The organism is Glutamicibacter sp. (assembly GCF_032154645.1).
GTDB lineage: Bacteria > Actinomycetota > Actinomycetes > Actinomycetales > Micrococcaceae > Glutamicibacter.
This window is the reverse complement of the sequence record NZ_JALDXV010000002.1, coordinates 355,893-380,971: the sequence shown is the minus strand read 5'-3', so window position 1 is coordinate 380,971 and position 25,079 is coordinate 355,893. Positions and strand designations below refer to the sequence as shown.

Below are 25,079 nucleotides of genomic sequence, written 5' to 3'. Positions count from 1 at the left end.
CTGGATCGGGCCGAAAGGTCAGCGCACCAGGGCAGGGCTCTTGGAATCAAATTCCCACCCTGGGATCAGGTACTGCATGGAGACCGCGTCGTCTCGCGAACCCAAACCATGTTCCTTGTACAGCTCGTGGGCCTCGTTCACTCGGTCCATGTTCAGCGTGACGCCTAGACCGGCGGCCTCTGGAACCTTCACTTCGCCATCCACAATCTTCGGAGCGTTCTGCGTCAGATCCTGACCGTCCTGCCAAATCCAGTGGGTGTCCAGTGCGGTGATTTTTCCCGGAGCCGCGGCACCTGCCTGGGTGAACATGGCCAGTGAAATATCGAAGTGGTTGTTCGAATGCGATCCCCAGGTCAGGCCGAACTCGTTGCACAACTGGGCCACGCGCACCGAGCCGGACATGGTCCAGAAGTGCGGGTCAGCCAAGGGAATGTCAACGGCATTGGTGCGCACCGCGTGCGCCATTTCGCGCCAGTCGGTGGCAATCATGTTGGTAGCGGTCTGCAGTCCGGTGGCCCGGCGGAATTCGCTCATGACCTCGCGGCCGGAGAAACGACCTTCGGGGCCGCACGGATCCTCCGCATAGGCCACGATGCCATTCATGCGTTTGCCCAGGCGGATTGCGTCCTCAAGTAGCCAGCCGCCATTAGGGTCCAAGGTGATGCGGGCTTCGGGGAAGCGCTGCTTCAATGTGGTGACAGCATCAACTTCTAGGTCGCCTGCCTGCACGCCGCCCTTGAGCTTGAAGTCCTTGAACCCGTAGCGGGCCTGTGCGGCTTCGGCCAGACGAACGACACCATCGGGGGTCATGGCCTCTTCGCGGCGTACACGTTCCCAGTCATCTGCACCCTGCGGTTCGCGCAGGTAGGGTAGGTCTGTGCGATCGGGGTTGCCAACGTAGAAGAGGTAACCGAGCATCGGCACCGCGTCACGCTGCTGGCCATCGCCAAGCAGTTCGGCCACCGGCACGCCCAGGAATTGTCCGTGCAGGTCTAGGAGCGCGGATTCCAGGGCGGTGACGGCGTGCACTGTAGTGCGCAGATCAAAGGTCTGCGCGCCTCGACCACCCGCATCGCGGTCTGCGAAACGGGAGGACACCTTACGCAGCAGCGAACGGTAGGTCGCTACCGGAGCTCCGGTAATCAGGGCTCCGGCTTCTTCAATGGTTGAACGAATGGCTTCGCCGCCGGGCACCTCACCGAGTCCCGTGCGGCCGTCGCTGTCGGTGAGAACGGCGATATTTCGGGTGAAGAACGGGCCGTGGGCGCCGGAGAGGTTCAGCAGCATAGAATCATGCCCTGCAACCGGGATGACCTGAACCTTTGTGATAGTCGGCTGTGCACTCATGAGTTATTCTCCTGCAATCTTTAAGGTGCCGTCGACGCGCCGGGTGAGGTTCCATTCGTTGGCATCGGCAATCGGCCGGGGCAGCAGCTGCTGCGGGAAGTTCTGGTAGGCGACCGGACGCAGGAATCTTTCGATGGCAAGAGAGCCGACGGAAGTGGTCTGCGGTGCCGACGTGGCTGGGAACGGGCCTCCGTGGATCATGGCATGCCCCACTTCGACTCCGGTGGGCCACCCATTGATCAGGATGCGTCCGACCTTTAATTCCAGGGTAGGGATTACTTCAGCCGCGAGGGCATAATCGGACTCCGTCAACTGCAGCGTCGCAGTGAGCTGTCCCTCGAGCGCTGCCAGCGCCGAGCTGAGTTCCTGGGCGCTGGAGTAGCGGATGACCAGCGATGCAGCTCCGAAGATTTCTTCCTGAAGCAGCGGATTGGCCAGGAGATTTTCCACGTCGGTGGCGAAGATGCTGGGTGCCGGAGCATTTTCCCCTGCTCCCTGTTCACCACGGCCCAGCAGCTGCACGCCGTCTTGAGCGCTCAGCTGGTTGACCCCGTTGACCCAGGATTTGTAGATGCCGGGCGTCAACATGGTCTGACCGTTGGTCCCTGGTGCCAACCCATTGATGGCGGAGGCCAAGGCGTCGCCGGCGGCACCGCGGGGGACGAAAACCAAACCAGGTGCGGTGCACAGCTGGCCAGAAGAGCCGGTCACTGAAGCGATATAGGCCTGCGCCTGAGCCTGCGGGTCGTCAAGCGCTCCCTCGAAGAAGATCACCGGATTGATGGATGACATTTCGGCATAAACCGGGATTGGTTCTGGACGATTGGCTGCCGTTTCCATCAATGCCACGCCGCCGGCCCGCGAACCGGTGAAGCCTACGGCCTTGATCGATGGGTCGCTCACCAATGCCTGGCCGATGGACGAACCCGGACCGTAGATCAGTGAGAAGACGCCTGGATGCAGGCCTAGATCGGTGATTGCCTGTGTGATGGCGCGTCCAACGATCTCGCTGGTCCCCGGGTGCGCATTGTGCGCTTTGAACACCACAGGGCAACCTGCTGCCAAGGCGCTGGCAGTGTCGCCGCCCGCCGTGGAGAAGGCCAGCGGGAAGTTCGACGCTCCGAAAACTGCCACCGGACCCAGGGGAAGTTTGCGCTGTCGGATATCGACGCGTGGGGCTGGAACTCGCTGCGGCAGTGCCGGATCGATGCGTGCACCGTGGTAGTCGCCCTGACGCACCACCTGCGCGAAGAGGCGCAGCTGATTCGCTGTTCGGGCGGTTTCTCCATTCAAGCGTGCCTCGGGCAGTCCTGTCTCGGCCATTGCGCGAGCGACCAGCGGCTCCCGAACTGCCTCGATATTCTGCGCGATGGCTTCCAGAAAGTCCGCGCGGAGCTGCGGTTCCACAGCACGGAACGAGGCAAATGCTTCGTTTGCCGCTGCGGTGGCAGTGCGCAACTGATCGCCGTCGATGAGGCTGTAGACCGGTTCAAGAGGCTCATTGGTCGCCGGGTTGACTGCGAAAGTTTCTCGACCGGTACCCTGGGTGCTGACACCCGCGATGATGGATTGTCCATTTAGTGTTGTGCTGGTGGTGTTCAAGTGTTCTCCCAATTTGCGGTGGTTAGACTCGGGGTCGACGAACTAGATGCTGGCGCCGGCCGGAACGACTCCGGCGGTCTTGATCAGCGCAGCGAGATCGGAGAGGTCCGACTCGGTCATGTCCTGCAGTGGTGTGCGTACCGAACCGCAGTCTCGGCCGATGGCCTTCATGCCGCCCTTGACGATAGAGACTCCGTACCCCTTAACCCGGTCGCGGATCTCGATGTAGGGAAGCACAAAGCGGTTGAGCTTTTCATTGACCGCTGCACGGTCGAGGTTGCGGACGTCCTTGTAGAATTCCAGAGCAAACTCGGGGGCGAAGTTATACATTGCCGATGAATAGGTGCTCATGCCCAGCTGAAGCAGTGGCAAGGCGAAGGTTTCTGCGGTGGGAAGTCCGCCCAGGTAGAACAGGCGATCGCCGTTCTTGGCGTAGACCTTCGTATTGTGCTCGATGTCGCCGATGGCGTCCTTGAAACCAATGAAATTTTCATGTTCATCAGCCAATCGAGCCACCGTATCGGCAGAGTAGACAGCGTTGGCACGGTTGTACACGATGATGCCGACATCGGTGGCGCGTGCGACGGCTGAGGCATGCTGATACAGGCCTTCTTGATCGCATTCGGTCAGGTAAGGGGGCAGGAGCAGCAGCCCCTCGGCCCCGGCTTCCTGAGCATTGCGGGCGTTTTCAATTGCCTGCGCCGTGGAGCCGCCTGCAGAAGCAAGTACTGGAACGCGGTCTCCTGCCTCCTCTACTGCCATGCGCACAACGTTCAGTGACTCTTCGGCGGTAAGCGAAAAACCTTCACCGGTTCCTCCAGCAGCAAACAATCCTGCCACGTCAAAACTTGACTGCCAATCCAGGTGCTTGCGGTAGGTGTCTTCGTCTACCTGCATCTGCGCGTCGAATGCGGTGACCGGGAAAGAAAGCAACCCGTCCTTGAGCTTGTCGGCAAGTTCAGTTGGGGTGTACTGAGTCATGAGAAATCCTTAGTGAAATCTGCACAGGTGCAGGATGAGTTCCGATGACTACACACTAGAAAATCTACTTATGCCTGTCTAAGCCTTTTATTGTATTGATTGATACCTTTGGTGCATTGATGGGGTGACGTGAGCGGATTAGTCCGGCTGACTGGCCTTAATGATCTGAATGAGTCGGGCTAGCGCAGGATTACGCGACTTCCGATTCCATATTGCATGCAACTGCACCGGATGCTCGATAGGGCCGCTCAGCCGCAGATAGCTGACTCCCTCCACACCTAGAACCTTGGCGCTTTCGGGGACGAAGGCAATGCCGCGTCCCGCCGCGACCAAAGAGATCATTGTCAGAATTTGGCTTACCGTGTGCCGTACGTTGTTGTGTTCAATGGGGATTTGGCGGACTACCAGGTCGTAGAAGTAGCGGGCCTTGGTGGGTGAATGCATGACCAGCGGTTCATCAGCCAGATCGGAGACCTGCAGGTCGCGTTGAAGAGATTCAAGGCGATGGCCGCTGGGAACCGCCACGAATAGGCCTTCGGAGAGAAGGAGGACTGATTCAAAGAGATTCTCATCGAAGGGCGGACGTGCAAGGCCGATGTCCAGATCGCCGTCGATCAGTGCAGTAATTTGCTCGTTCGTCACCAATTCGGTCAGTTCAAGATGAACGTTGGGGAGCTTGGTGCCGATCTGCTCCAGAAAAGGACCCAACATGCTAAAGCCTGTGGCGGCGGTAAAGCCGATGCGCAAGGCACCGAGCTGCCCGCTGGCAATGAGGCGCGCATTTTCCGGGGCTCGCTCGGCGGCGATAACCAGGCGTCGTGCTTCGAGGAGGAATGCCTCGCCGGCTGCTGTGAGGGTAACGCTTCGATTATCGCGTTCCAGTAGTTCAACGCCAACAATGCGTTCGAGTTTTTGAATCTGACGACTCAGCGGCGGCTGAGTCATATTCAGCCTTTCGGCGGCGCGGCCAAAATGCAGTTCTTCGGCTACCGCGACAAAGCTGCGGGCCTGATCCAAAGTGAACACGTATTACCTTCCGGGCATGATGCCATATAAATAAGGTCTTGGACATGTATCGTACCGAGTTTCTAGTGTTGAGCATGCCTAGCTTGGTGACCCCATTCACATCCTTATGAGATGTGGATCACAAGCAAATTCACAACACTCAGGAGCCACTCCCGTGAAAACTCGCATCCTTCGACGGACGATGTTGTCCGTTTCCGCTGTAGCCGCTACTTTGTCCCTCGCCGCCTGTGGCGGCAATCTCGGCGGTGGATCCGCCGAGGGTTCGTTCCCCAACGGCCCCGTCACCATGACCGTCGGCCAGGCGCCCGGTGGCTCGACGGACCTCATCGCCCGTTCCGTGGCTGAGGGAATGTCGGAATCTCTGGGTGTAGCCATGCCTGTGGAGAACAAACCGGGCGCTAACGGCGCGGTGGCTACCAAAGAAGTCGAAGGCAAACCCGCGGACGGACAAAACCTTGTTCTCTTGAACGCGTCGCTGATCACGATTACCCCCATGACTGTACCGGAAGATGAAGCAGTCACCCTCGATGATCTTGATGTGCTGATGGGGCTATCTCAAGACGACTACGTCATGGTCGCGAGCAAGGATTCGGGCCTCAAGTCCTTTGACGATGTCAAGAATAGTAAAGAAAAATTGTCATTCGGCACCACTGGCGTCGGCACCGGTTCCCAACTGGCACAAGCCTTGGTGCTGGCCCAAGCCGATTTGGATGGAACTTTCGTTCCGTTCGATTCAGGGTCTCCCGCGTTGACTGCAGCGATGGGTAATCAGGTCCAGGTGACTACGGTACAGCTTGGCGAAGCAAAGCCACAGATTGACGCTGGAACCGTGGTTCCACTGATGGTCTTTTCTGACAAGCGCAACGAGTTCATGCCTGATGTGCAGACTGCCAAGGAAGCTGGCTATGACGCACCGGTCGCCCAGTATCGTGCGGTAGCCGCGCCCAAGGGGCTGAGCGAAGACGTCAAGAACAAACTCGTTGATTCCATCGAAGCCGCGGTAAAGACGGAACAGTATCTGGCAATGAATGAGAAGAGCCTGCTGACTCCGCACGAAATTTCAGGCGAGGAAGTCGTTACCGAATGGAACGGACTCGCAAAGAAATATGAAGACCTCACCAACGAATACGACATTGACATGGGTGGCGAGTAGCGACACCGAACTGCCGGATACGGATTAATTGTCAAAGGAATACGTCATGGAAACGAAGAGCACACAGCCTTTTTCAATCAATGAGCAACGTGAAGCTGAGACCCCAGAGGAGCTGGTGGCGCAGTGGGAGGCAGAAGCGCCAGAAAAAGCCGGACCAGTTGCGAATTTGATGTCTTCGCTGGTGATTCTAGGTCTGGGAATTTTCGGCATGGTGCTCTCGCTGAAGCTGGGTCTTGGAACCCCTGACCAGCCGGATTCGGGAACTTGGCCATTCGTCATATCGCTGATTGCCTCGGTCATGGCGGTGGTGCAGTTATTGGTCGGCCGCCGCGGCGGGCAGGACGGTGAACGATTCAGCGTCTTGAGCTGGTACTCGCTGGTCGGTTTTGGAACCTTGATTCTTATGGTGGTCTTGACGCCGTTGATCGGGTTCGAGATTCCCTCGCTGTTGCTGTGCTTCATCTGGATGCGCTGGCTCGGAGGCGAGACCTGGCGTTCGGCAGTGGTGTATTCGGTGATGGTGGTTGTCGTCTTCTACCTCCTGTTCATCCTTGCTTTCGGCACATCGATTCCCCGGCTCTTTTAGCCGTAAATAAAGGTTTATCCTCATGGATTTTTTTGCTCCGGTTTTGGACGGTTTCGGAACCGTTCTTGACCCTATGAATCTTCTGTTTTGCCTGCTGGGTGTTGTCGTGGGCATGCTAATCGGCGTATTGCCCGGACTTGGGCCTGCAGCTACCATTGCCATCCTCTTGCCGATGACCTATGGCGTAGAACCGGTGACTGCGATCATCATGCTCGCGGGTATTTTCTACGGCGCGCAGTACGGCGGCACCATTACCTCGGTGCTGCTGCGATTGCCCGGCGAGGCCAGTTCGGTGGTGACCGTTTTTGACGGCTATGTGATGGCCAAGCAAGGAAGGGCCGGCACCGCGCTGGGTATTGCGGCCATTGGCTCCTTCGCCGGTGCCACTATTTCCATCATCGGTCTGACATTCCTGGCTCCACTGGTAGCTAGTTTTGCCCTGGATTTTGGTCCTCCGGAATACACCGCACTGGCGATGCTGGGCATCTTGTTGGTGGCAACGATATCCGGTGGATCGAGAATTAAGGCGATCATCGCCGCAGCGGTCGGTCTATTTTTGGCGACCATGGGGCGCGACGGTTTCACCGGTGTTGAGCGCTTCACCTTCGGCAACTTATCCTTGGCGGACGGCATTGATTTTGTGCCAATAGCAATGGGCCTTTTCGGCGTCGGTGAAATCCTTTACAATCTTGAAGAACGCCACCGGGCGTCCGCCGAACCGGTCAAGGTCAGCAAGGTGTGGCCCTCCGGAAAAGAGATTAAGCAAGCAACCCCAGCGATGGCCCGCGGTTCGATCCTCGGATTCTTCCTCGGTATTCTTCCCGGCGGCGGTGCGACCATCGCATCACTGGCGTCCTATGGGGTTGAGAAGAAGACCGCAAAGGATCCATCGCGCTTCGGAAAAGGTGCCATTGAAGGTGTGGCTGGCCCCGAAACTGCAAACAACGCGGCTGCGACCAGCTCATTCATTCCTCTGTTGACGCTTGGCATCCCGGCCAACGCCACCATGGCGATTATTTTTGGCGCATTGCTGATTCAAGGAGTCACTCCAGGACCGCAGCTGATCAACGATGATCCTGAGTTGTTCTGGGGCGTGGTCAATTCGATGTACGTCGGCAACATCCTGTTGCTCTTGATGTCGATTCCATTGGTTGGCGTTTTCATCCGCATTCTGCGCATCCGTGCTGCGATTCTTGCACCGATTACCGCACTGATTACGATGCTCGGCGCCTACACCATTCGCAACTCGATGTTCGACGTATTGATGGTCGTGATTTTTGGTGCCATTGGGTACCTGATGAAGAAGTTTGGTTTCGAACCGGGGCCAATGGTTTTGGCTTTCGTGCTGGGCAGCCTGTTGGAGTCCAACCTCAGGCGTTCTCTGTTGGTGCTCAATGGGGATCTAGGCGGGTTCGTCGATCGTCCAATTACAGCAGTACTGCTAGTCGTTTTTGTTGTCGTTGCGCTGTGGCCGATCATCAAGTCCGCGGTCGACCGCCGAAAGAAGGCTCCAGCAACTTCGGACAATGAAATGGATAAGGAGAAAGTATGAGCATCATCGTCGGATACGTTCCTACGGACGTAGGTAGAGCTGCACTTCATGCTGCGATTGCCGAGGCTCAGCTGCGCAGCGACAAGCTATTGATCGTCAACTCGTCGCGTGAGGGTGCCTTGGTGGACAAGAACACGGCATCGGCTCAAGACTGGGTAGAAGTCGAACAGGCTGTTGCTCAAGCTGGAATTCAGTCTGAGGTCGTCGAATCTACTTATCGCGACGATCTAGCGGAAGAGTTTTTACGATTGGCGGTGGAGCATGATGCTTCGCTGATCGTCATCGGACTGCGCCACCGGACCCAGGTTGGTAAATTCATCATGGGTTCACATGCACAACGGATCCTGCTTCAAGCCGACCGTCCAGTGCTGGCTGTCAAGGCAGGCCAAGGGTAGGAGAACTGTAAACAAGGCAGGCTGCCTAGGATATCTTTCCGGATATTCTCGGCGGCCTGTTTTGTGCGTCTGGGAGTAATTCCTAAAGTGCATCCACCCCTCATAATCATCCGTGATCTTCTTCACTTTCGGGTGGGCTTGGCATGATTGAGATGGGCCATTCCCTGTTTTCCCTAGACAAATCAGGGGGTGTTCCAACACTCTCCAACTCATGCATGTTGGGCATCATGATATGCCCGGGAAGTCTTGGACGTAGGGGTTGAATCAAAACTACTGTGATCACTGGCACAGAAGTAAGTGATCTGTGCCAGTGTCCCGGCGCGGAGCGGTGACACCCTAGTTTTGAAGAATAGATCGGAACCGCCTCATGCCTTTGGTTGTTGTTGGCCTCTCAGTGATCGTGCTGTTGGTCCTTATGATGAAGTTCAAGCTCAATGGCTTCATATCCCTACTCGTAGTTTCAGTGCTTGTTGCGTTTTGGGCTGTCGCCACCGGAAGCTTTTCCGTGGACGGGCAGAGCGCTGGCCTTGGATCTATACCAGAAGTGATCAAAGACGGTATCGGCAGCCAGATGGGCGGTACCGCGATCGTCGTAGGCTTAGGCGCAATGATCGGCCGTGTGATGGGTGATGCCGGCGCCGCGCAGCGCATCGCAGGCAAGATCCTCGGGGTGTTCGGTGAGCGTGGCGTTCAGTGGGCCATGATCGTGTCGGCCATGCTCATTGGCGTCACAATGTTCTACGAGGTAGCTTTCGTAATTTTGGTTCCCGTGGCATTTACCTTGGTTCGTGCGACTAAGGTGAATTTGCTTTGGGTTGGGCTGCCGATGTCGATTTCGTTGTCCACGATGCATTCCTTTTTGCCTCCGCATCCTGGGCCTACGGCCGTCGCCGGGCTGTATGAAGCATCGGTCGGCCTGACGCTAGCCTATGGTCTGCTGGTTGCAGTGCCGGTGGGTGCGGCTTTGGCTATGATCTGGCCGCGCCTTCCGTTCGTGCGCCGCATTAATCCGACCATGCCTCAGGGCGTTTTGGCTGAACGTGAGTTTGCCGAATCTGAACTGCCTTCGGGGATTCTCTCATTTTTGGTTGCGGCGTTGCCGATCATCTTCATTGCCGGATCTGAAATTACGTTGATGTCGATCGGCGAATCCGAAGGCCTTGGTTATCAGGCGCTCAAGTTCATCGGATCCCCGGAGATCGCATTGTTGGCAGCTCTGATTGTTGCCACCATTGCTTTTGGCCCAATGCACGGGCGCACGATGTCGCAGGTAGGCAAGTCGATGAGCGAGGGAGCTCGTGCGATGGCCATGATCATGCTGGTCATCGGCGCTGGCGGCGTGTTCAAAGAAGTACTGGTTTCCGCGGGCATTTCGGACTACATTGCGCAGGCGGCCGGCAGTTGGAATCTGAATCCAATCATTTTGGCCTGGTTGATTGCTGTAATTCTTCGCATTGCGTTGGGTTCGGCAACGGTGGCGGTATCTACTGCGGCTGGTATTGCGGCGCCGTTGGTGGCGGCATCTGGCATCTCTCCAGAGCTGATGGTATTGGCTACATCCTGTGGTTCCTTGGCTTTCAGCCATGTCAATGATCCTGGTTTCTGGATGTTCAAGGAGTATTTCAACCTCAATGTAGGTCAGGCGTTGGCGGTGCGCACGTCATATACGACGGTGCTATCTGTGCTCGGGCTAGGTGGAGTCTTGCTGCTGAGTTTGTTCATCGGATAGGTGGCACATGGTGTCGATCGGGGCGGAAAGATTCCGCCCCGATTTTTCGTGCATGCAGACCAAGAAAACACTTGTTCTACAAGTTTCTAACTTGTACTATAAGTAATGAAGGACATGAACCATCCGCACAATCGAAGGATCCTTTCGTGAGCTACATTCCCGACAGCATTCGCCATGTCAAGTTCTCTACGGCACGCCTGCCATTGGCAACTCCCATCTCTGACGCGAAGGTGTTCACCGGCCGTCAGAAGCCTATGACCGAAGTAGTCTTTCTTTTCGCCGAGATCACCACCGAGCAGGGCTTTGAGGGACTGGGATTCTCTTACTCAAAGCGCGGAGGCGGTCCGGCCCAATACGCACATGTGAAGGAAATTGGCGAGAACATCATCGGCGAGGATCCCAGCGATATTGCAAAGCTGTACACGAAGTTGCTTTGGGCGGGCGCTTCAGTGGGACGTTCCGGTGTTGCTACTCAAGCTCTGGCTGCCATTGACAATGCCCTCTACGACCTGAAGGCAAGGCGTGCAGGACTGCCACTGGCGAAGTTCTTGGGCTCGCACCGCGATTCGGTGCGCACCTATAACACCTCCGGAGGATTCCTGAATGCCTCCATTGAAGAGGTCAAGGACCGAGCCACTCAGTCCATCGAAGAAGGCATCGGCGGCATCAAGATCAAGGTGGGGCTGCCGGACAGCGCCGAGGACCTGCGCCGCGTAGCAGCGGTACGAGAACATATCGGCCCAGATGTCCCGCTCATGGTGGATGCCAATCAGCAGTGGGATAGGGCCACGGCCCTGCGTATGGGGCGTCGTTTAGAGGAATTCGATCTGGTCTGGATCGAAGAACCACTGGACGCCTATGACGCAGAAGGCCACGCTCAATTGGCGTCCGCCTTGGATACTCCTATCGCTACCGGCGAGATGTTGGCATCGGTGGCCGAACACGAGCGGCTAATTCAGGCTCGTGCCTGCGACATCATTCAGCCAGACGCTCCGCGCGTTGGCGGAATCACCCAATTTATGCGTCTGGCGACCTTGGCAGACCAAGCGGGATTGGATTTGGCCCCGCACTTCGCAATGGAAATTCACCTTCATCTGGCCGCTACCTATCCTCGTGAACCATGGGTGGAGCACTTTGACTGGCTGGATCCATTGTTCAATGAACGTCTGGAGACCGAAGGCGGACGCATGCTGCTGCCGAACCGTCCTGGACTCGGATTCTCGCTGAGTGATCAGGCGCGTGCCTGGACTACCGAATCCGTCGAATTCGGGCGAGCCTAGCCTGAAAAGAAGATGCGTTGGTGCTCACCGGGAACGAGGCACCAACGCATATTCTTATAACTATGCAACAAACTAAGACGAATCTGACCACTGCGCTGGTCGACTTCCTGCGCGAACAGATTAGCTCGGGCGAGATTGCACCAGGGGACAAGCTGCCCAGCGAAAACTCGCTGATGACAAGCCGCTCGGTGTCGCGCACAGTGGTTCGCGAGGCGATCTTGAGGCTTCAGGCTGAGGGCTTGGTGCACACCCGCCGAGGAGCTGGCAGCTTCGCGTTGACTCCGCCGCGCGATGACAGCGAGTCTCCATCGGGGCATGTGCCCCGTACCTTGCAGGAACGCAGGCACCTGCTGGAATTCCGTATGGGCTTCGAATCTCAGTCAGCGGCGAAGGCGGCGGAAAACCTGCCTCCGGGGGCCCTTGCGGATATGGATTTTGCCCTCAATGCCTTTCGAGCTTCGGGCGGAAACGCATCTGAAACGATGAACTGCGACTACGAGTTCCACCTTGCGGTGGCCCGAGCCAGCGGCAACCCCTACGCGGTTCAGACTTTGCAGTCCTTCGGTCCGGCTATGATCGCCATGCCTCGCCAGAGGTTCGACATGCCAACCGATGAGCTGTCGCCGAGGCTGGCCCGTGTCGCAGAGGAACACGAAGCAATTCGAGAAGCAATAGCGACAGGCGACCAGGTGTTGGCGGCGGCATTCATGCGTGCACACCTGTCCAATTCAATTCGACGCCTGGAACACGAATCGGGTCTGACCCCAAAGACCTTTGGTTAAACTAAGAATGCTTCAAGCAATCGCTGGTGCAGAACGATTGCTTGAAGCATTCAGCCGCTCATCGCTAAATAGGTGTGACCAGCGTGCGGTCGGCTAGATACGAGCGCAAATTAGCAAGTGTCAGGCTGGCCATGTCTGCACGGGTTTCAACTGTGCCGCTGCCAAGGTGAGGCAGGAGGACTACGTTATCCAGTTCCAACAGCCCAGCAGGGATATGCGGCTCGTGGGCAAAAACGTCAAGACCGGCTCCCGCAATGACGCCTCGCTGCAAGGCCTTGATTAGTGCAGGTTCGTCGATCACCGAACCGCGCGCAATATTGATGATGAAACCGTCCGGGCCTACGGCTTTCAGCACTTCTGCATCCACCAACCCCGCGGTTTCAGGACCACCTGCCGCAGCGACGATGAGCACATCGGTGGCCTCAGCCAGCTCAACGGCTGAAGCATGATAAGCAAAGCCGCTCGAATTTTTGGGAGCTCGCGAGTGATAGTGGATCTCGCAGCCGAAGCCTAAGAGGCGTGAGGCGATGGCTTGGCCAATGCGGCCCAACCCCAAGATGCCCACCTTCCTTCCCGAGGCTCTAGTGGTCAACTTGAAGTTCTCACCGGCAGCCCACGAACCTGCACGGACGAATCTCTCTGCATCGCTGAGCCGGCGCAGGGTGTTGAGGTAGAGACCCAACGCGGTGTCGGCGACGCAATCGGTGAGCACATCCGGGGTATTACTCATCGGGATGCCGCGTTCCTGGGCCTGGGCGACATCTGTTGCATCGTAGCCAACGCCGAAATTAATGATAGCTTCCAAATTCGGCAGCGCTTGCATCAGTTCGGAGTCCACTCCGATTTTTCCTGAACAGACGGCGATGCGAATCTGATCGCCGACTTCATTCAAGAATTTTTGGCGCTGCTCTGCCAGCGGAAGGACGCGAGCGTTGAATTCATCGTCCAAGACGTGAGCGACTGCTGGATTGACGGGGCCGACGCGCAGGATCTGGTCTCCGGCTATGGGAATCTTATTGCTCATATCTGAATGGTAGGAAGTCGAATCAATTCACGTCCAACACGCAGATTGAATCATTCAATGCTGTCCGGGTATTGACTCACTTAATGTCTGTGAACCGCGAGGAAATCGGCTGACGTCAACGTTCAATGAGTATAGAGTCGCGCAACGATGTTCACAGTTCATCTATCGCATTTGAACTATCCACTAACGATGCGAGCTCAGAGGATCTCTTCGAAGCTGTGGTTCAACCGGTGAAGCAGCTGGCTGAAGTCCTTCAGCTCGGACTCTTCCCATTCGCTGAGGTGATGGCGGAGCTCTTGGCGCAGGGTGTTGCCGCTGCTGCGCCATTTCTCGCGGGCCTCGTCGGTGGCGGACACCAGCTGGGCCCGTCCGTCGCGTGGATCGGGGGTTCGTGAAACGAGGTTCAGCGATTCAAGATGCTGCACCAGTCGTGAAATGGTCGCCTTGTCCAGGCGGAGCCGTTCGGCCAGCGCGCCCTGCTGCTGGCCTTCTTCACGGATGACCACTGCCAGCAGACGGTAGCCGGGGTCCTGGAGATCTGGATGAATGATCTTGGCTCGGCGAATGAGCATTTGTCTGGCGCGCAAAAGCAAAGCGGTGAATTCTTCTTCTACGCTCTGCATCAGTTGGTCGTCGTGCATGCTTTCCATTCTAGTGAGGAATCAAGAATTCTTAGTCGTTAACGACGTTATTGTGCACGTACGTTCAACGGCATTTCGGAATTTTTCGGATACGTGAAAAACAGCTGTCTCGAATCGGCGAGGAGCCGATTCGAGACAGCTGTGGGTGAGGGCTGTTTAGACGTGGATGACGAACTGGGCCAGGATAACCGCGCCGGCGAAGCTGGCGGTGAAGGTAATCATCGCAACGATGACGATCTTCCAGTTCAATGACTTCAGTGCATTGACGTCGCGTCCCAGGTTCAGGCCCAGCAGGGCGATGGAGCCCAGACCGACGAACAGCGCATCGAGGTGTTCGGTCAGCGTGGTGACCAGGGGAGCCGTAGGCATGAAGGGTGCGGAGACCAGTGTGCCAAGGGCCAGAACCCATACGCTGGGTGGAACCGAAGGGATCAGCTTGGAGATCAGGAACGCAATGGCGGTCAGCGCACCGAGGATGAGCACACCGTAGATCTCGTTGGTGCCAGCATGCTTGGTGCCCAGCGCGTTGAGGAAGAAGCCTGCAACAAGGCTTGCGGCGAAGGCGATGATCCACGCCGAAGGCTTCATCCGCACCGCAGGGTCGACGGTTACGCCGTCCACGTTCAAAGTCTTGGTGGTCTTCTTGCTTGCCTTGGTCGGCTTGATGGAACCATCGGAGGCCAGCTTGAGGCCGTCGTCGTTGCGGCGGAAGAGGCGCGACCAGAACTTGTAGAGGCGCTGCGAAAGCGGCAGCGACAGGAAGACACCGGCGTAGAAGCCTACGAGGTTGGTCACCAGGTTCGACAGCGCTGCCAGCGCCATGATCTCACCGGCCTGGTCAGGGTAGATCACCGACAGGGCGGCGACGCCGCCGAGCATCATTGAGCCGGAACCCAGGCCGAGGCCAAGGGCCAGGGCGCGGGCGTCGAAGATGCCCATGCCACCCATGAGGCCTGCGAGCAGGGAGATGAAGACCGCGCCGAAGACGCTGCCCAGCAGCCATACGGAGAAGACGCCGCGGTAGATCGGCGACTTTACACCGAAGCGCTGCAGTGCGTAGGCAAGGTAGGACTCGCGGTCGATGGCCCAGGTGGCGCCGATGGCCATCTTGCCCATGCCCAAGGCCACGCCGACCGGCAGCGCCAGGATTACGGTGCCGAAGATGTGGCCGACTTCCTGCAGAACGATCGCCGGGCCGATGTTGGTCAACTCGGAGAGTGCCGGGCCGACGCTGACGCCCAGGGCTGCCAGGAAGAGCACGATGCTGACATCGAGCAGTACGGAGGACACCGCACGGCTCTGCCCGGAGATCGGCTTGATCTTCTGCACGCCGATCACTGCGCCCATCAATACCGCCCAAAGCACCGGCATCAGGACGATGGCGGCGTTGCCCAGCGGAATCTTGTGGGTGCCGAGCAAAATCGCTACGGCGCAGATACCGGTGGAAAGGAGGATCATCGATCCCCACTGCCAAGCATTGGGGGTGAAGAGCTGAGTCTTCGCCTGCTTGATTTCACCTCCGGCGGGTGCAGCGGTCGATGCTGTTGAATCTTGAGCCATGGCGTCATTCCCTGGGTAGCTATTGCCGGGAAGAGACCCCCGACACATGTTTTGGTATACAGAAAAATGTAAGGGGCATCACCCGATAATGCAATACGTGAGCGAAAACTAAATAATGGCATGTCAGACACTTTTTAGGCGCACCCCCCTTGGTATTCCGCAAATTATGTCTTTGAGTTGGGATCCTTAATGACAGCTTCACGACTTCACATCGTGTAAGGCGCGGAAAGTGCAGAAAAATTTTTGGCCCCGTGCAGGTGCTTGGCTGGAGAATGGAGTCGGGCGGAAGGTGTTAACGATCGAATCAACGGAAGGGCGAGAACATATGGCGCAGCACGGGATACTCGCGGTGGACGGCGGACAGAGCGAACTGCGGCTGCGGGTCAGCGGTGCCGGGCCCGAGCCGCTGATCCTGCCCGGCGTAATGACCAGCCGGCCGGTGCTGCCTCAACTTGCTGCGGCGATCGAAACGGCGGTTGAGCGCTGTGGGCAGAGCTTTGAGGGAATCGCGATCGGGACCACCGGGCTCACCGCCGTCGAACACGACGCCGCGGCCCTGAAGCGGCTGCTGAAACCGGGAGTGTGCCAGCGGATCTACCTTGCCCACGATTCGGTATCCAGTTATCTCGGGGCCCTCGGCGAGCGACACGGGGTCGTCATCGCGGCCGGAACCGGTGTCGTGGTGCTCGGGGTGGGCGCACGGCGGGTGGCCCGGGTCGACGGCTGGGGCAACATCATGGGTGATGCCGGCAGCGGCTACTGGATCGGCCAGAAGGCATTGGACGCAGTGATGCGCGCCCATGACGGACGAGGTCCAAACACGGCGCTGACGAGGATCGTCGAGCAGCGCTGGCCGGATCTGGAACAGGCATACATTCAGCTGCAATCCGATCCCGACCGCATCGCTGTCGTCGCCTCCTTCGCCCAGCAGGTGGCGCAGCTTGCCGACCGGGACGCGGTCAGCGCACGGATCATCGAGCAGGCGGCCGGAGAGCTGGCCCACAGCACTGCCACCGCCCTGAAGCGCTGCAGCCTGGACGGGGTGCGGCCGGCGCAGGTCGCCTGCCTCGGGGGAGTGCTGCAGGGAGCAGCGATGCGCCGGGCCTATCGCAACGCCCTGGAACGGCTGGCACCCCAGGCCGTCATCGTCGCCTCCCGCGGGCAGGGGTTGGACGGAATTGAACTGATGCCGCAGCTGCCCGACGGCCACCCGTTGCACCAAATGATCTCCCAAGCGTGACCCACCAGCTAGGTGCTACCGATAAATAGGTGACAGAATGGTTGCAGAAGTAATCGCGCATCAAAGGAGTTACCGTGAGCTACCGGGTCGGTCCCGCAGATCAGCTGCCAGAAGGAGAAGGACTGCTGGTCGAGGCGAAGGACAGTGGGGCCGGTGAGGACATCGCCGTATTCCACGCCGAAGACGGCAACTTCTACGCACTGCAGGACGAATGCACCCACGAGGTAGCCTCGCTCTCCGAAGGCTGGGTTGAAGGCTGCGAAATCGAATGCCCAATGCACGCCGCCAGCTTCGATCTGCGCAGCGGCAAGGCGATGTGCCTTCCTGCCACGGTGGACGCGCGCACCTACAAAGTCAGCGTCGTGGATGGCAACCTGGAACTCGACGTCTAAATGCCGTCGGTACATATCATCGGGGCAGGGGTCGCCGGACACACCCTGGCCAGGGAACTGGTGCGCCAGAATTACACAGGAACCATCACGATCTCCGACGCCCAGGGGCTGCCCTATGACAGGCCGCCGCTGAGTAAGTCCCTGCAGGTCGAGCCCTTCGCTCCGGTCTCCTGGTATCAGGAGCACCGCATCAACCTGATTCAGGAAGAGATTACCGAGCTGCCGACGCCGGAGGCCGAGGATGACTACATCGTGCTTGCCACCGGTACCACCCCGCGCCAACTGCAGGTTCCCGGGGCCCACTTCGCCCGCACCCTGCACACCGCCGCGGATGCTGTGGCGTTGTCCCAGGAACTGGATACCGGCATGTTCGGCCAGCGCGTGCTGATCATCGGCGCGGGACTGGTGGGCGCAGAATTCGCCTCCACCGCCAAGATGCTCGGAGCCCAGGTCACCCTGGTCTCCAGCTCCAATGCGCCACTGGCTTCCATCATGGGCATCGACCTGGCGCAGCAGCTGCATGCCGAACATGCGGTCCACGGCATCAGAACCCTCACCGGCGCCGTCACCGAGCTGGGCCCGAACCACGCGATGGTTTCCGGCCAGCGGCTGGAGGCGGAGATCATCGTGGCGGCCATCGGTGTGGACCCGGAAACCGCGCTCGCCGAACGTGCGGGACTGCGCTGCGATGACGGGATCATCGTCGACGCGCTACAGCGCTGCCTGGGCCGGAAACAGATCCTCGCCATCGGCGACGCTGCCCGTGTGGAGGGCCAACGCCGCGCCGTGCACTGGGAGGCTGCCATGGAAGACGCTGCCATCGCCGCGGCGACGATCCTGGGCGCCGATGCCCCTGCGCATACCGTGCCGTGGTTCTGGTCGGACCGCCACGAGGCCCATGTGGAAAGTGTGGGAGATTTCTCCGCGGTGGATTCGGTGGTCAAACGCTACAATCGGCGTGGAAAAATCCAGGTGGTCTTCGGCCTAGATGCCGGGGGAGAGCTGGTGGCCGCATCGATGATCGACGGCGGGCTCATGGCCAAGGCAGTGAAGAAGCTGATCGCCAAGGGTAAGACCCCGCCGCGCGAGCAACTTGAAGATCCAGGGGTCACCGCCCGCGAGTTGGGAAGGTAGCGGCCAATGAGCGCAGCAACACCCGAAGTACCTGCAGCGCTGCAGGTTCCCACCCGCCGGGTGGGCGCAGCGTGGATCACCGCGCTGGTCATCGTCCACATCGGCATCAATATCGGCTTCTTCGCTCCCATCCAGGTGCTGCTCGGGCTGCATGCGCAGCAGCTGGACGCCAGCCAGAAGAACGCGATCCTTTCGCTGGTCACCGGTGTCGGTGCGGCGGTCTCGCTGGTAGCCAACCCGCTGTTCGGCGCCCTCAGCGACCGTAGCACCTCCAAATTCGGCCGGCGCATCCCTTGGGTATTCTTCGGTACCATCTGCGCAGCGCTGGCGCTGCTGCTGATGTCCACCGCGCAGACTGTCAGCATGCTGGTGCTCGGTTGGGCGCTGATGCAGGCTGCGGGCAATGCCGCCCTGGCGGCGATCTTTGCCGCGATCCCCGACAAGGTTCCGGTGGATCAGCGCGGCATGGTCGGCGGCCTGGTGGCCCTGGGCCAGACCATGGGCGCACTGGTCGGTGCCGTCATCGGTATGGTTGCGGCGCAGAATCTGGTCTTCGGCTACGCCATCGTGGCCACCGCGGTGGCGCTGTGTTCCATTCCCTATGTGATGATGCGCCAAGATGTTCCGCTGCCCAAGGGTGCGCTTGAACCTCTGACAGTCCTTGATTTCCTGAAGAGCTTTTGGATCAATCCGCTCAAGCACAAGGACTTCGGCTGGGCCTGGCTGACGCGCTTCATGCTGTATCTGGGCTGCCAGCTGTGCCTTGTCTACCTGCTGTACTTCCTGCAGGACGCCGTGCGCTACCCCGATCCAGCGCAGGGAGTTTTGATCCTGACGGCGGTATATGCGATTTGCGTTATATTTTCTTCGGTGATTTCAGGCAAGCTTTCCGATAAGGACGGCAAGCGCAAAAAGTACGTCATCATCTCCTCTCTCATCGTTGCGGCAGCGGCGCTGACCATGTCCGTGGCAAGCACCTTCCCGATGGCTATCGCCGCGGCGGCGCTGCTGGGCATCGGGTTCGGCTCGTATCTGGCGGTCGACTTGGCACTGCTGACCCAGGTGCTCCCGTTCGCTGATTCCCGCGGCAAGGACCTTGGCATGATCAATATCGCCAACTCGCTGCCGCAGGTGGTTGCCCCGCTGATCGCCTGGCTCTCGGTAACCTGGTTTGGCGGCTACCCGACGCTATTCATTACCTCGGCGGTCATCTCATTGATCGGTGCGGTGTTGGTGCGCCTGATCAAGAACGTTCCCTAGTCATGGACACCATCACCTGGCTGATCGATGACGCACCCTTTGTGGTGACCTACGTGTTCTTCTTCCTCGGCGCGTTCGTCCGCGGCAATACCACCTACTGGCTGGGGCGCGGCATCGCCAAGGGGGTAGAGCACACGCGCTTTGAGCGCCACCTGCGCGGTGCCGTATATCAGCGCGCCCAGCGATTCATCGCCCGTTGGGGAATGCTTGCGGTGCCGTTGAGCTTCCTCACCGTGGGTATCCAATCTGCGGTGAATGCCTCGGCGGGCATGAGTCGAATGCCGCTGCGCCGCTACCTTCCAGCGGTGACCGTAGGGGCTCTGGCCTGGGCTTTGATCTACACGACCATCGGTATGGCGGTCTTTTATGCATGGATCGCCCTTGACTGGCCGTGGATTGTTGCAGGAGTCATCGTCATCGCCGTGGTTCTCTGGTTCATCCTGCGCGCACGAAAGCGCACACCTCAGCCGTAGATGCGGCCGGCGGCACCGTAAGATGTTCCCAAGCATGAAGTACTGCTGAAAGCAGGTGTATCTGGATGCTGAACAGCACCAATTCCCGTGACGCCACCACGGCGCAGCTTGACGAGCTTGATCGAAGGCTGCTGCAGCTGCTGTCAAAGAACTCGCGGCGAACCAATAATTCACTGGCCGAAGAACTCGGCATTGCCGCCTCAACCTGTCTTGCACGCCTGAATGCCCTGCGGGATTCCGGGGTGATCTCCCGTTTCACCATCGAAGTGGATCCTCAGGTGCTCGGACAGGAGCTTGAGGCGTTGATCTTCGTGCGCATCAGGCCCGGAGCAAGGCACCTGATGTCGAACTTCGCGGATGAAATACGCAGCAAGCCGGGGGTCCGCCAGCTGTTCTTCCTCGGTGGCGCAGACGACTTCGTGCTCCACGTGGCGGTACGCAATTCCTCCGACGTGCGCCAATTCGTTCTGGACAACCTCTCGGCCAACCCAGCGGTAGCCACCACCCAGACCTCGCTCGTTTTCGAGCACAGCCACGGCACCGGCGATTTCTAAGCATCCAAAGGCACCGCGGAATTGGTGTGGTGGTGCTGGTCCAATGAAACGAAAGTGACAGGACCGAACTCGGCTCATTCGAATAAAACTGCTAAACTTGTTGTTCTTCTCTATATAGAGGATGATGCGCCGGCATGTTCAAGACACGAACACGGCTGATAGCCGATCGGCCGGCTGCCCCATTCTTGACTTTGATGTTAGGGGGTCGAGAAGACAATGAATATGGAAGCAACGATGATCACTGCCCTGATCACCCTGCTGGTGTTGACGCTCGTGACCGTAGTGATGGTCCGTAAGTACAACCGAACTCATCGAGCCGAGGTCCGCGCCCGATTGCTGAAGAAGGCAGAAAAATACGATATTGAGGCGCCCGAGAAGCTTGATACCGATCAGCTGACAGCGCAGGTTCGTGCAGCAAAGCAGGAACAGAAACAGCGCAATTTGAAAACTGCATAGTTTCAAAAATTTGTACAAAGCGGAGGTAGCAATACCTCCGCTTTGTACTGTTAAGCCCGAGTATTGGGCAGGCTTCACCGCTGAGATGCAAATCACTGTTGGCAGTGGGTCATTCTAGGAGTACTGTTTTCCATTCGTAGGGCTGTTCTACATGATGTAGACAGATGGCTTAAGCGATATGAAGACCAAATGAACAAACTCCGCAGGAAACATAAATTCCATGTTTCCGGATCAAATGTTGTGGCGCGACCGGCCCGCACCGTCGCCGTTGGATTCGCAGCAACGATCCTCTTGGGCGGATTACTCCTCGCATCCCCGCTGTCCTCAAGCACCGGTGAATTCACTTCCTTGATCGACGCGATCTTCACCGCAACCTCGGCGGTCTGCGTAACGGGCCTCGCGGTGCTCGATACGGCAACCCAATTCAGCGTCTTCGGCAAGGTAGTCATCATCGTGCTGATTCAGCTCGGCGGGCTTGGGATCATGCTGGTGGCATCGCTCTTCTCCCTGAGCATTCTGGGCAAGCTCAGCCTGAAGGTAAAGCTCACGACCCAGTCCGAGGCCAAGGCGGTCGAGGGGCAGGACGTCAAAAACGCGTCACTGTCCATCGTGAAGGTCACCTTCCTGATCGAGGGGATCATCGCACTGCTGCTCACCCTGCGCTTTTTCTTCGGCTACGACTACTCGGTGGGCAAGGCGCTGTCCTATGGTGCGTTCCATGCGATTTCAGCGTTCAACAACGCTGGCTTCGCACTGTTCTCCGACAACCTCATGGGCTTTGCCGCCGACCCATGGATCTGCCTTCCGATCAGCGCAGCAATCATTCTGGGCGGACTGGGCTTCCCTGTCATCTTGCAAATCCGACGCTATGCGCGCAACCGGCTGAAATGGTCGATGAACACCAAGATCGTATTGGCGGGCACCGCGGCCCTGCTGCTGGTGGGCACCGTGTTCATCACCGCGATGGAATGGGCCAACCCAGACACTCTGGGCCCGATGCCGGTGCAGGAAAAGGTGCTTGCAGGCTTCTTCCAATCGGTGCAGACCCGTACCGCCGGATTCAATTCGATCGATATCGGCGGCATGCACGCGGCGACATGGCTCGGCATGGACGTGCTGATGTTCGTCGGCGCCGGACCGGCAGGTACCGGCGGCGGCATTAAGATCACCACCTTCGCAGTGCTGCTGTTTATTCTCTTCACCGAGCTGCGCGGCGAATCGGCGGTCAACATCTTCGGCAAACGCCTCTCGCGGTCCGTGCACCGTCAGGCGATTTCGGTGGTGCTCATGGCGGTTGCCGCGGTCTTCACCGGCACCATGATCCTGCTGGTCGTCACCGACTTCACACTGGATGAATGCCTGTTTGAAGCGGTGTCGGCATTCGCGACGGTCGGCCTGTCCACCGGCATCACCCCTGATATTCCCCCAACAGGGGAGTGGGTGCTGATTGCGCTGATGTATCTGGGACGCGTGGGCGTCCTCTCCCTTGGCTCGGCACTCGCCCTGCGCGACAAGAAAGCAGTTTTCGAACTTCCAAAGGAAAGGCCAGCAATTGGTTAACTTCACCTCCGGCCGTAATACGGCTAAGAAAATCGCCCAGGCGGACTCCGTGGCGGTGATTGGGCTTGGGCGCTTCGGAGCATCGCTGGCCCTGGAACTGATGGACTCCGGCACCAATGTGCTGGGTATTGACCTGGACTCGGAGATTGTCCAGGAGCTCAACGGCGAACTGACTCAGGTGGTCCGCGCCGACGCAACCAAGCGCGAGGCGCTTGAGCAGCTGTCGATCAATGAGTTCGACCGCGTGGTCGTCGCCATCGGCACGCACCTGCAGGCCTCGATCCTCGCCTGTTCCAAGCTGCTAAGCATGGGGGTTCCAAATGTCTGGGCCAAGGCGCTGGATGACCAGCATGGCCTGATCCTTGAACAGCTGGGGGTGCACCACATCATCTACCCGGAAAAGGAGATGGGCAAACGCGTGGCCCACCTGGTTCGCGGCGCGATGATGGACTACCTGGAAATCGACAGCGGCTTTGCCATGGTGAAGATGAACTCTCCGAAGGTGCTGCACGGACTGCGCCTGGGCGACAGCAAGCTGCGCAAACACTATGGCGTGACGGTAGCGGCGAGGGCCAACGCGGAAGGCAAATGGCAGAACGCTGATGCCGATACCGTGCTGAAGCCTGGGGATCGCATTTTGGTGCTCGGTCCGATCGAGGACACCGAGGCCTTTGGCCAGCTGCCCGAATAGCGGTTCCACGGTGAGCTGAAGCTATGCTCCAGCTCACTGAAAACCTCGATTTTTCCCCGGAATCATGCGGATTGCATCACATGTCACTGTGTGGTTGTCGACAAAACGGCGCTTTCTCTACAAGTTGTCAAAAACCTGCGCTTTACTGGAAGTACGGTGATTGAAACAGCGAAGGAGAAGCGGTAATGGGAACCATCCCACTGGGCGAAGATATTTTGTTGGCACGACATGGTGCGAACATTGTGAAGCTGCGCCAGAACCGCAAGCAGCGCACCACCATCGCCTACCTGCGCGACGGTGAAACCGACTCCGCATCGAATGTCATTACCCTGACTTCCGTCACCACCCCGGCTGCAAACATCAGCCGCTCTGCTGAAAAGTACTTGAACGACGAAGCTGAGATCAGCCGCGCTGAAGTACGTTCATTGGTAAAGATTTCATTGGGCTTCAGCGCAGTTCTGGGAACCATCTTCGGAGGCCTGCTCTTGGCCCTCTACAAGATCGGTGGACCCGAAGCGATGAACTCGCTGGCAAATCTGCCAATGCAGTAATACAGAATTTCACCGTGAAAGACGAGGTCCTATGGACCTCGTCTTTCGCTTTAATCCAGACATTTCTTCCTTAGCGAAATCTTGCTAAACAATCCCTTGTCAAGTCTCGTATTTCAGAATACCGAGGAATAGTATTACGGCAACCGAACGGATTGGAGCACATCATGCGCTTTGTTATGGAAGTCAATTTCGAGACTGAAAATATGCAGCTTAAGCCACTTGAAGAGCTGCAGAAAATCTTGCGTGATTGGTCTGAAAAAATCACCATGTATCCGATTACCGCCGGTGCGCAGGAAGATGTATTTGACTCCGATAACGAAGAAGTTGGGGAGTGGGCCATCCTCGAAGATTAGCCCGAAGAACCCCGGGATCCGTCAAGGATCCCGGGGTTCTCTGCGTGGGCGATGCGTCCTATGCGGCGCTGCCTGCCGCCAGCAGGCCTGAAACCATGGCGCGCAGCCCGCGCTGGAAAGAATCGTCGCTGGTGTTGCGGCCGGTGGCGCGTTGGTCGGCTACCGCCTGCGTGAAGTTCGGGGTGGCATCCTTGTGGTCCTTGGTTTCAAAGATGTCATGGGGTGCCGCGGTGTCCATGGCGGAGCCGAAGATGAAGGATTCAAGCGCGACGATGCTTGGGATGATGACCTCGTCGTCCATCCCGTAGTCGCGCAGCGCCTCGGCCACGCGCTCATACATGTTCAAGGTTCGCGGAGAATCTGCCACCGGCAGCACGGCGATCACCGGGATTAGCGGGATGTGCCGGGCGAAGGTGTCGCGGTAGCTGGTGGCCCACTGCACCAGCGCCTGCTCGATGTCCAGGGTGTCGAAGACCGTGGCGTCGATCTCCGCCATGACCAGTTCCTGGATCCACTGCAGCAGGTCGTGCTTTGAGGACACGTGGTTGTACAGTGCCGAGGCGGCGACCCCCAGGGACTTGGCTAGGCGGCTCATGGTCAACGCCTCGTAGCCGTCGGTGGAGACCAGGCTCAGTGCGTGCTCGGTGATTCGGTCCTTATTTAGGACTGCTTTCCGGGGTCGTCCAGCACGCCGCTGCGCCTGTTCGCTCATTATTTACCACCTAGCTGACGTGGGTTGCTTCACAAGATCAAGTTC

Annotated in this window: 26 protein-coding genes; 18 read left to right on the top strand and 8 right to left on the bottom strand. The window is 58.4% G+C overall.

Annotation, left to right across the window (positions count from 1 at the left end):
* Positions 1-18 precede the first annotated feature (18 nt).
* The 4 genes from RUH64_RS03675 to RUH64_RS03660 all read right to left on the bottom strand — a co-directional run bounded on the left by RUH64_RS03675 (position 19) and on the right by RUH64_RS03660 (position 4,956).
* Positions 19-1,347, bottom strand: coding sequence for an enolase C-terminal domain-like protein (locus RUH64_RS03675; protein WP_313811380.1), 1,329 nt, complete (start codon positions 1,345-1,347; stop codon positions 19-21).
* Between the two features lie 3 nt (positions 1,348-1,350).
* The gene (locus RUH64_RS03670; RefSeq protein ID WP_313811378.1) at positions 1,351-2,949 is read right to left on the bottom strand and encodes an aldehyde dehydrogenase (NADP(+)); all 1,599 of its coding nucleotides are present in this window, start codon (positions 2,947-2,949) and stop codon (positions 1,351-1,353) included.
* A 42-nt stretch (positions 2,950-2,991) separates the two neighbouring features.
* Positions 2,992-3,930: a 5-dehydro-4-deoxyglucarate dehydratase gene (gene kdgD, locus RUH64_RS03665; protein ID WP_313811377.1), complete on the bottom strand. Its 939-nt coding sequence runs from the start codon at positions 3,928-3,930 to the stop codon at positions 2,992-2,994.
* Between the two features lie 138 nt (positions 3,931-4,068).
* Positions 4,069-4,956 (bottom strand): LysR family transcriptional regulator, encoded by an 888-nt coding sequence (locus tag RUH64_RS03660; RefSeq protein WP_313811376.1) that lies wholly within the window; start codon positions 4,954-4,956, stop codon positions 4,069-4,071.
* Between the two features lie 154 nt (positions 4,957-5,110).
* Between RUH64_RS03660 and RUH64_RS03655 the strand changes: the two genes are divergently transcribed.
* From RUH64_RS03655 to RUH64_RS03625, 7 genes are all read left to right on the top strand, one after another.
* Positions 5,111-6,109, top strand: a complete 999-nt coding sequence (locus RUH64_RS03655; protein WP_396275975.1) for a Bug family tripartite tricarboxylate transporter substrate binding protein — start codon at positions 5,111-5,113, stop codon at positions 6,107-6,109.
* A gap of 46 nt (positions 6,110-6,155) precedes the next feature.
* Positions 6,156-6,695, top strand: coding sequence for a tripartite tricarboxylate transporter TctB family protein (locus tag RUH64_RS03650; protein WP_313811374.1), 540 nt, complete (start codon positions 6,156-6,158; stop codon positions 6,693-6,695).
* Between the two features lie 22 nt (positions 6,696-6,717).
* Positions 6,718-8,247 carry a tripartite tricarboxylate transporter permease gene (locus RUH64_RS03645; RefSeq protein ID WP_313811373.1) on the top strand — a complete coding sequence of 510 codons (1,530 nt, stop codon included), beginning with the start codon at positions 6,718-6,720 and terminating at the stop codon, positions 8,245-8,247.
* Positions 8,244-8,642, top strand: coding sequence for a universal stress protein (locus tag RUH64_RS03640; RefSeq protein ID WP_313811371.1), 399 nt, complete (start codon positions 8,244-8,246; stop codon positions 8,640-8,642). The genes RUH64_RS03645 and RUH64_RS03640 overlap by 4 nt, the downstream gene beginning before the upstream one ends.
* A gap of 367 nt (positions 8,643-9,009) precedes the next feature.
* On the top strand, positions 9,010-10,371 hold the full coding sequence (locus RUH64_RS03635) for a gluconate:H+ symporter (RefSeq protein WP_313811369.1): 1,362 nt from the start codon (positions 9,010-9,012) through the stop codon (positions 10,369-10,371).
* 146 nt (positions 10,372-10,517) lie between these two features.
* Positions 10,518-11,651, top strand: coding sequence for an L-talarate/galactarate dehydratase (locus RUH64_RS03630; RefSeq protein ID WP_313811367.1), 1,134 nt, complete (start codon positions 10,518-10,520; stop codon positions 11,649-11,651).
* Positions 11,652-11,713: 62 nt separating this feature from the next.
* Positions 11,714-12,433 (top strand): FadR/GntR family transcriptional regulator, encoded by a 720-nt coding sequence (locus RUH64_RS03625; RefSeq protein ID WP_313811365.1) that lies wholly within the window; start codon positions 11,714-11,716, stop codon positions 12,431-12,433.
* A 64-nt stretch (positions 12,434-12,497) separates the two neighbouring features.
* On the opposite strand, the gene RUH64_RS03620 is transcribed toward RUH64_RS03625, so the two are convergent.
* The 3 genes from RUH64_RS03620 to RUH64_RS03610 all read right to left on the bottom strand — a co-directional run bounded on the left by RUH64_RS03620 (position 12,498) and on the right by RUH64_RS03610 (position 15,658).
* Positions 12,498-13,457 (bottom strand): 2-hydroxyacid dehydrogenase, encoded by a 960-nt coding sequence (locus RUH64_RS03620; RefSeq protein WP_313811363.1) that lies wholly within the window; start codon positions 13,455-13,457, stop codon positions 12,498-12,500.
* A gap of 197 nt (positions 13,458-13,654) precedes the next feature.
* Positions 13,655-14,098: a MarR family transcriptional regulator gene (locus tag RUH64_RS03615; RefSeq protein WP_313811362.1), complete on the bottom strand. Its 444-nt coding sequence runs from the start codon at positions 14,096-14,098 to the stop codon at positions 13,655-13,657.
* 156 nt (positions 14,099-14,254) lie between these two features.
* Positions 14,255-15,658 carry a DUF3100 domain-containing protein gene (locus RUH64_RS03610; RefSeq protein ID WP_313811361.1) on the bottom strand — a complete coding sequence of 468 codons (1,404 nt, stop codon included), beginning with the start codon at positions 15,656-15,658 and terminating at the stop codon, positions 14,255-14,257.
* 289 nt (positions 15,659-15,947) lie between these two features.
* Between RUH64_RS03610 and RUH64_RS03605 the strand changes: the two genes are divergently transcribed.
* The 11 genes from RUH64_RS03605 to RUH64_RS03555 all read left to right on the top strand — a co-directional run bounded on the left by RUH64_RS03605 (position 15,948) and on the right by RUH64_RS03555 (position 24,322).
* Complete coding sequence (locus RUH64_RS03605; protein WP_313811360.1) at positions 15,948-16,898, top strand: BadF/BadG/BcrA/BcrD ATPase family protein; 951 nt, start codon at positions 15,948-15,950, stop codon at positions 16,896-16,898.
* 74 nt (positions 16,899-16,972) lie between these two features.
* A complete protein-coding gene (locus RUH64_RS03600) occupies positions 16,973-17,290 on the top strand; it encodes a bifunctional 3-phenylpropionate/cinnamic acid dioxygenase ferredoxin subunit (RefSeq protein ID WP_313811358.1) in 318 nt (105 codons plus the stop codon).
* Entirely contained in the window at positions 17,291-18,424 is a 1,134-nt protein-coding gene (locus tag RUH64_RS03595) for an FAD-dependent oxidoreductase (RefSeq protein ID WP_313811356.1), read from the top strand. It abuts the gene before it with no gap.
* A 6-nt stretch (positions 18,425-18,430) separates the two neighbouring features.
* Positions 18,431-19,684, top strand: a complete 1,254-nt coding sequence (locus tag RUH64_RS03590) for an MFS transporter (protein ID WP_313811354.1) — start codon at positions 18,431-18,433, stop codon at positions 19,682-19,684.
* 2 nt (positions 19,685-19,686) lie between these two features.
* A complete protein-coding gene (locus RUH64_RS03585) occupies positions 19,687-20,157 on the top strand; it encodes a VTT domain-containing protein (RefSeq protein WP_313811352.1) in 471 nt (156 codons plus the stop codon).
* A gap of 65 nt (positions 20,158-20,222) precedes the next feature.
* A complete protein-coding gene (locus RUH64_RS03580; RefSeq protein ID WP_313811350.1) occupies positions 20,223-20,711 on the top strand; it encodes an Lrp/AsnC family transcriptional regulator in 489 nt (162 codons plus the stop codon).
* Positions 20,712-20,945: 234 nt separating this feature from the next.
* The gene (locus RUH64_RS03575) at positions 20,946-21,167 is read left to right on the top strand and encodes a hypothetical protein (protein WP_313811348.1); all 222 of its coding nucleotides are present in this window, start codon (positions 20,946-20,948) and stop codon (positions 21,165-21,167) included.
* Positions 21,168-21,356: 189 nt separating this feature from the next.
* Positions 21,357-22,727, top strand: a complete 1,371-nt coding sequence (locus RUH64_RS03570) for a potassium transporter TrkG (RefSeq protein WP_313811347.1) — start codon at positions 21,357-21,359, stop codon at positions 22,725-22,727.
* Positions 22,720-23,418: a TrkA family potassium uptake protein gene (locus RUH64_RS03565; protein ID WP_313811346.1), complete on the top strand. Its 699-nt coding sequence runs from the start codon at positions 22,720-22,722 to the stop codon at positions 23,416-23,418. Before RUH64_RS03570 ends, RUH64_RS03565 begins: the two co-directional genes overlap by 8 nt.
* Positions 23,419-23,603: 185 nt before the next feature.
* Complete coding sequence (locus tag RUH64_RS03560; RefSeq protein WP_313811345.1) at positions 23,604-23,969, top strand: hypothetical protein; 366 nt, start codon at positions 23,604-23,606, stop codon at positions 23,967-23,969.
* A 164-nt stretch (positions 23,970-24,133) separates the two neighbouring features.
* Entirely contained in the window at positions 24,134-24,322 is a 189-nt protein-coding gene (locus tag RUH64_RS03555) for a hypothetical protein (protein WP_313811344.1), read from the top strand.
* A 58-nt stretch (positions 24,323-24,380) separates the two neighbouring features.
* Here RUH64_RS03555 and RUH64_RS03550 read toward each other — a convergent pair whose 3' ends face one another.
* Entirely contained in the window at positions 24,381-25,034 is a 654-nt protein-coding gene (locus RUH64_RS03550; RefSeq protein WP_313811343.1) for a TetR/AcrR family transcriptional regulator, read from the bottom strand.
* Positions 25,035-25,079: the final 45 nt, after the last annotated feature.

Bases quoted from the DNA above. Each gene is read 5' to 3' on its own strand.
- RUH64_RS03675 (WP_313811380.1), bottom strand. From the start codon at position 1,347: ATGAGTGCACAGCCGACTATCACAAAGGTTCAGGTCATCCCGGTTGCA.
- kdgD (WP_313811377.1), bottom strand. From the start codon at position 3,930: ATGACTCAGTACACCCCAACTGAACTTGCCGACAAGCTCAAGGACGGG.
- RUH64_RS03650 (WP_313811374.1), top strand. From the start codon at position 6,156: ATGGAAACGAAGAGCACACAGCCTTTTTCAATCAATGAGCAACGTGAA.
- RUH64_RS03645 (WP_313811373.1), top strand. From the start codon at position 6,718: ATGGATTTTTTTGCTCCGGTTTTGGACGGTTTCGGAACCGTTCTTGAC.
- RUH64_RS03640 (WP_313811371.1), top strand. From the start codon at position 8,244: ATGAGCATCATCGTCGGATACGTTCCTACGGACGTAGGTAGAGCTGCA.
- RUH64_RS03635 (WP_313811369.1), top strand. From the start codon at position 9,010: ATGCCTTTGGTTGTTGTTGGCCTCTCAGTGATCGTGCTGTTGGTCCTT.
- RUH64_RS03625 (WP_313811365.1), top strand. From the start codon at position 11,714: ATGCAACAAACTAAGACGAATCTGACCACTGCGCTGGTCGACTTCCTG.
- RUH64_RS03620 (WP_313811363.1), bottom strand. From the start codon at position 13,457: ATGAGCAATAAGATTCCCATAGCCGGAGACCAGATCCTGCGCGTCGGC.
- RUH64_RS03615 (WP_313811362.1), bottom strand. From the start codon at position 14,098: ATGCACGACGACCAACTGATGCAGAGCGTAGAAGAAGAATTCACCGCT.
- RUH64_RS03610 (WP_313811361.1), bottom strand. From the start codon at position 15,658: ATGGCTCAAGATTCAACAGCATCGACCGCTGCACCCGCCGGAGGTGAA.
- RUH64_RS03595 (WP_313811356.1), top strand. From the start codon at position 17,291: ATGCCGTCGGTACATATCATCGGGGCAGGGGTCGCCGGACACACCCTG.
- RUH64_RS03590 (WP_313811354.1), top strand. From the start codon at position 18,431: ATGAGCGCAGCAACACCCGAAGTACCTGCAGCGCTGCAGGTTCCCACC.
- RUH64_RS03585 (WP_313811352.1), top strand. From the start codon at position 19,687: ATGGACACCATCACCTGGCTGATCGATGACGCACCCTTTGTGGTGACC.
- RUH64_RS03580 (WP_313811350.1), top strand. From the start codon at position 20,223: ATGCTGAACAGCACCAATTCCCGTGACGCCACCACGGCGCAGCTTGAC.
- RUH64_RS03575 (WP_313811348.1), top strand. From the start codon at position 20,946: ATGATCACTGCCCTGATCACCCTGCTGGTGTTGACGCTCGTGACCGTA.
- RUH64_RS03570 (WP_313811347.1), top strand. From the start codon at position 21,357: ATGAACAAACTCCGCAGGAAACATAAATTCCATGTTTCCGGATCAAAT.
- RUH64_RS03560 (WP_313811345.1), top strand. From the start codon at position 23,604: ATGGGAACCATCCCACTGGGCGAAGATATTTTGTTGGCACGACATGGT.
- RUH64_RS03555 (WP_313811344.1), top strand. From the start codon at position 24,134: ATGCGCTTTGTTATGGAAGTCAATTTCGAGACTGAAAATATGCAGCTT.
- RUH64_RS03550 (WP_313811343.1), bottom strand. From the start codon at position 25,034: ATGAGCGAACAGGCGCAGCGGCGTGCTGGACGACCCCGGAAAGCAGTC.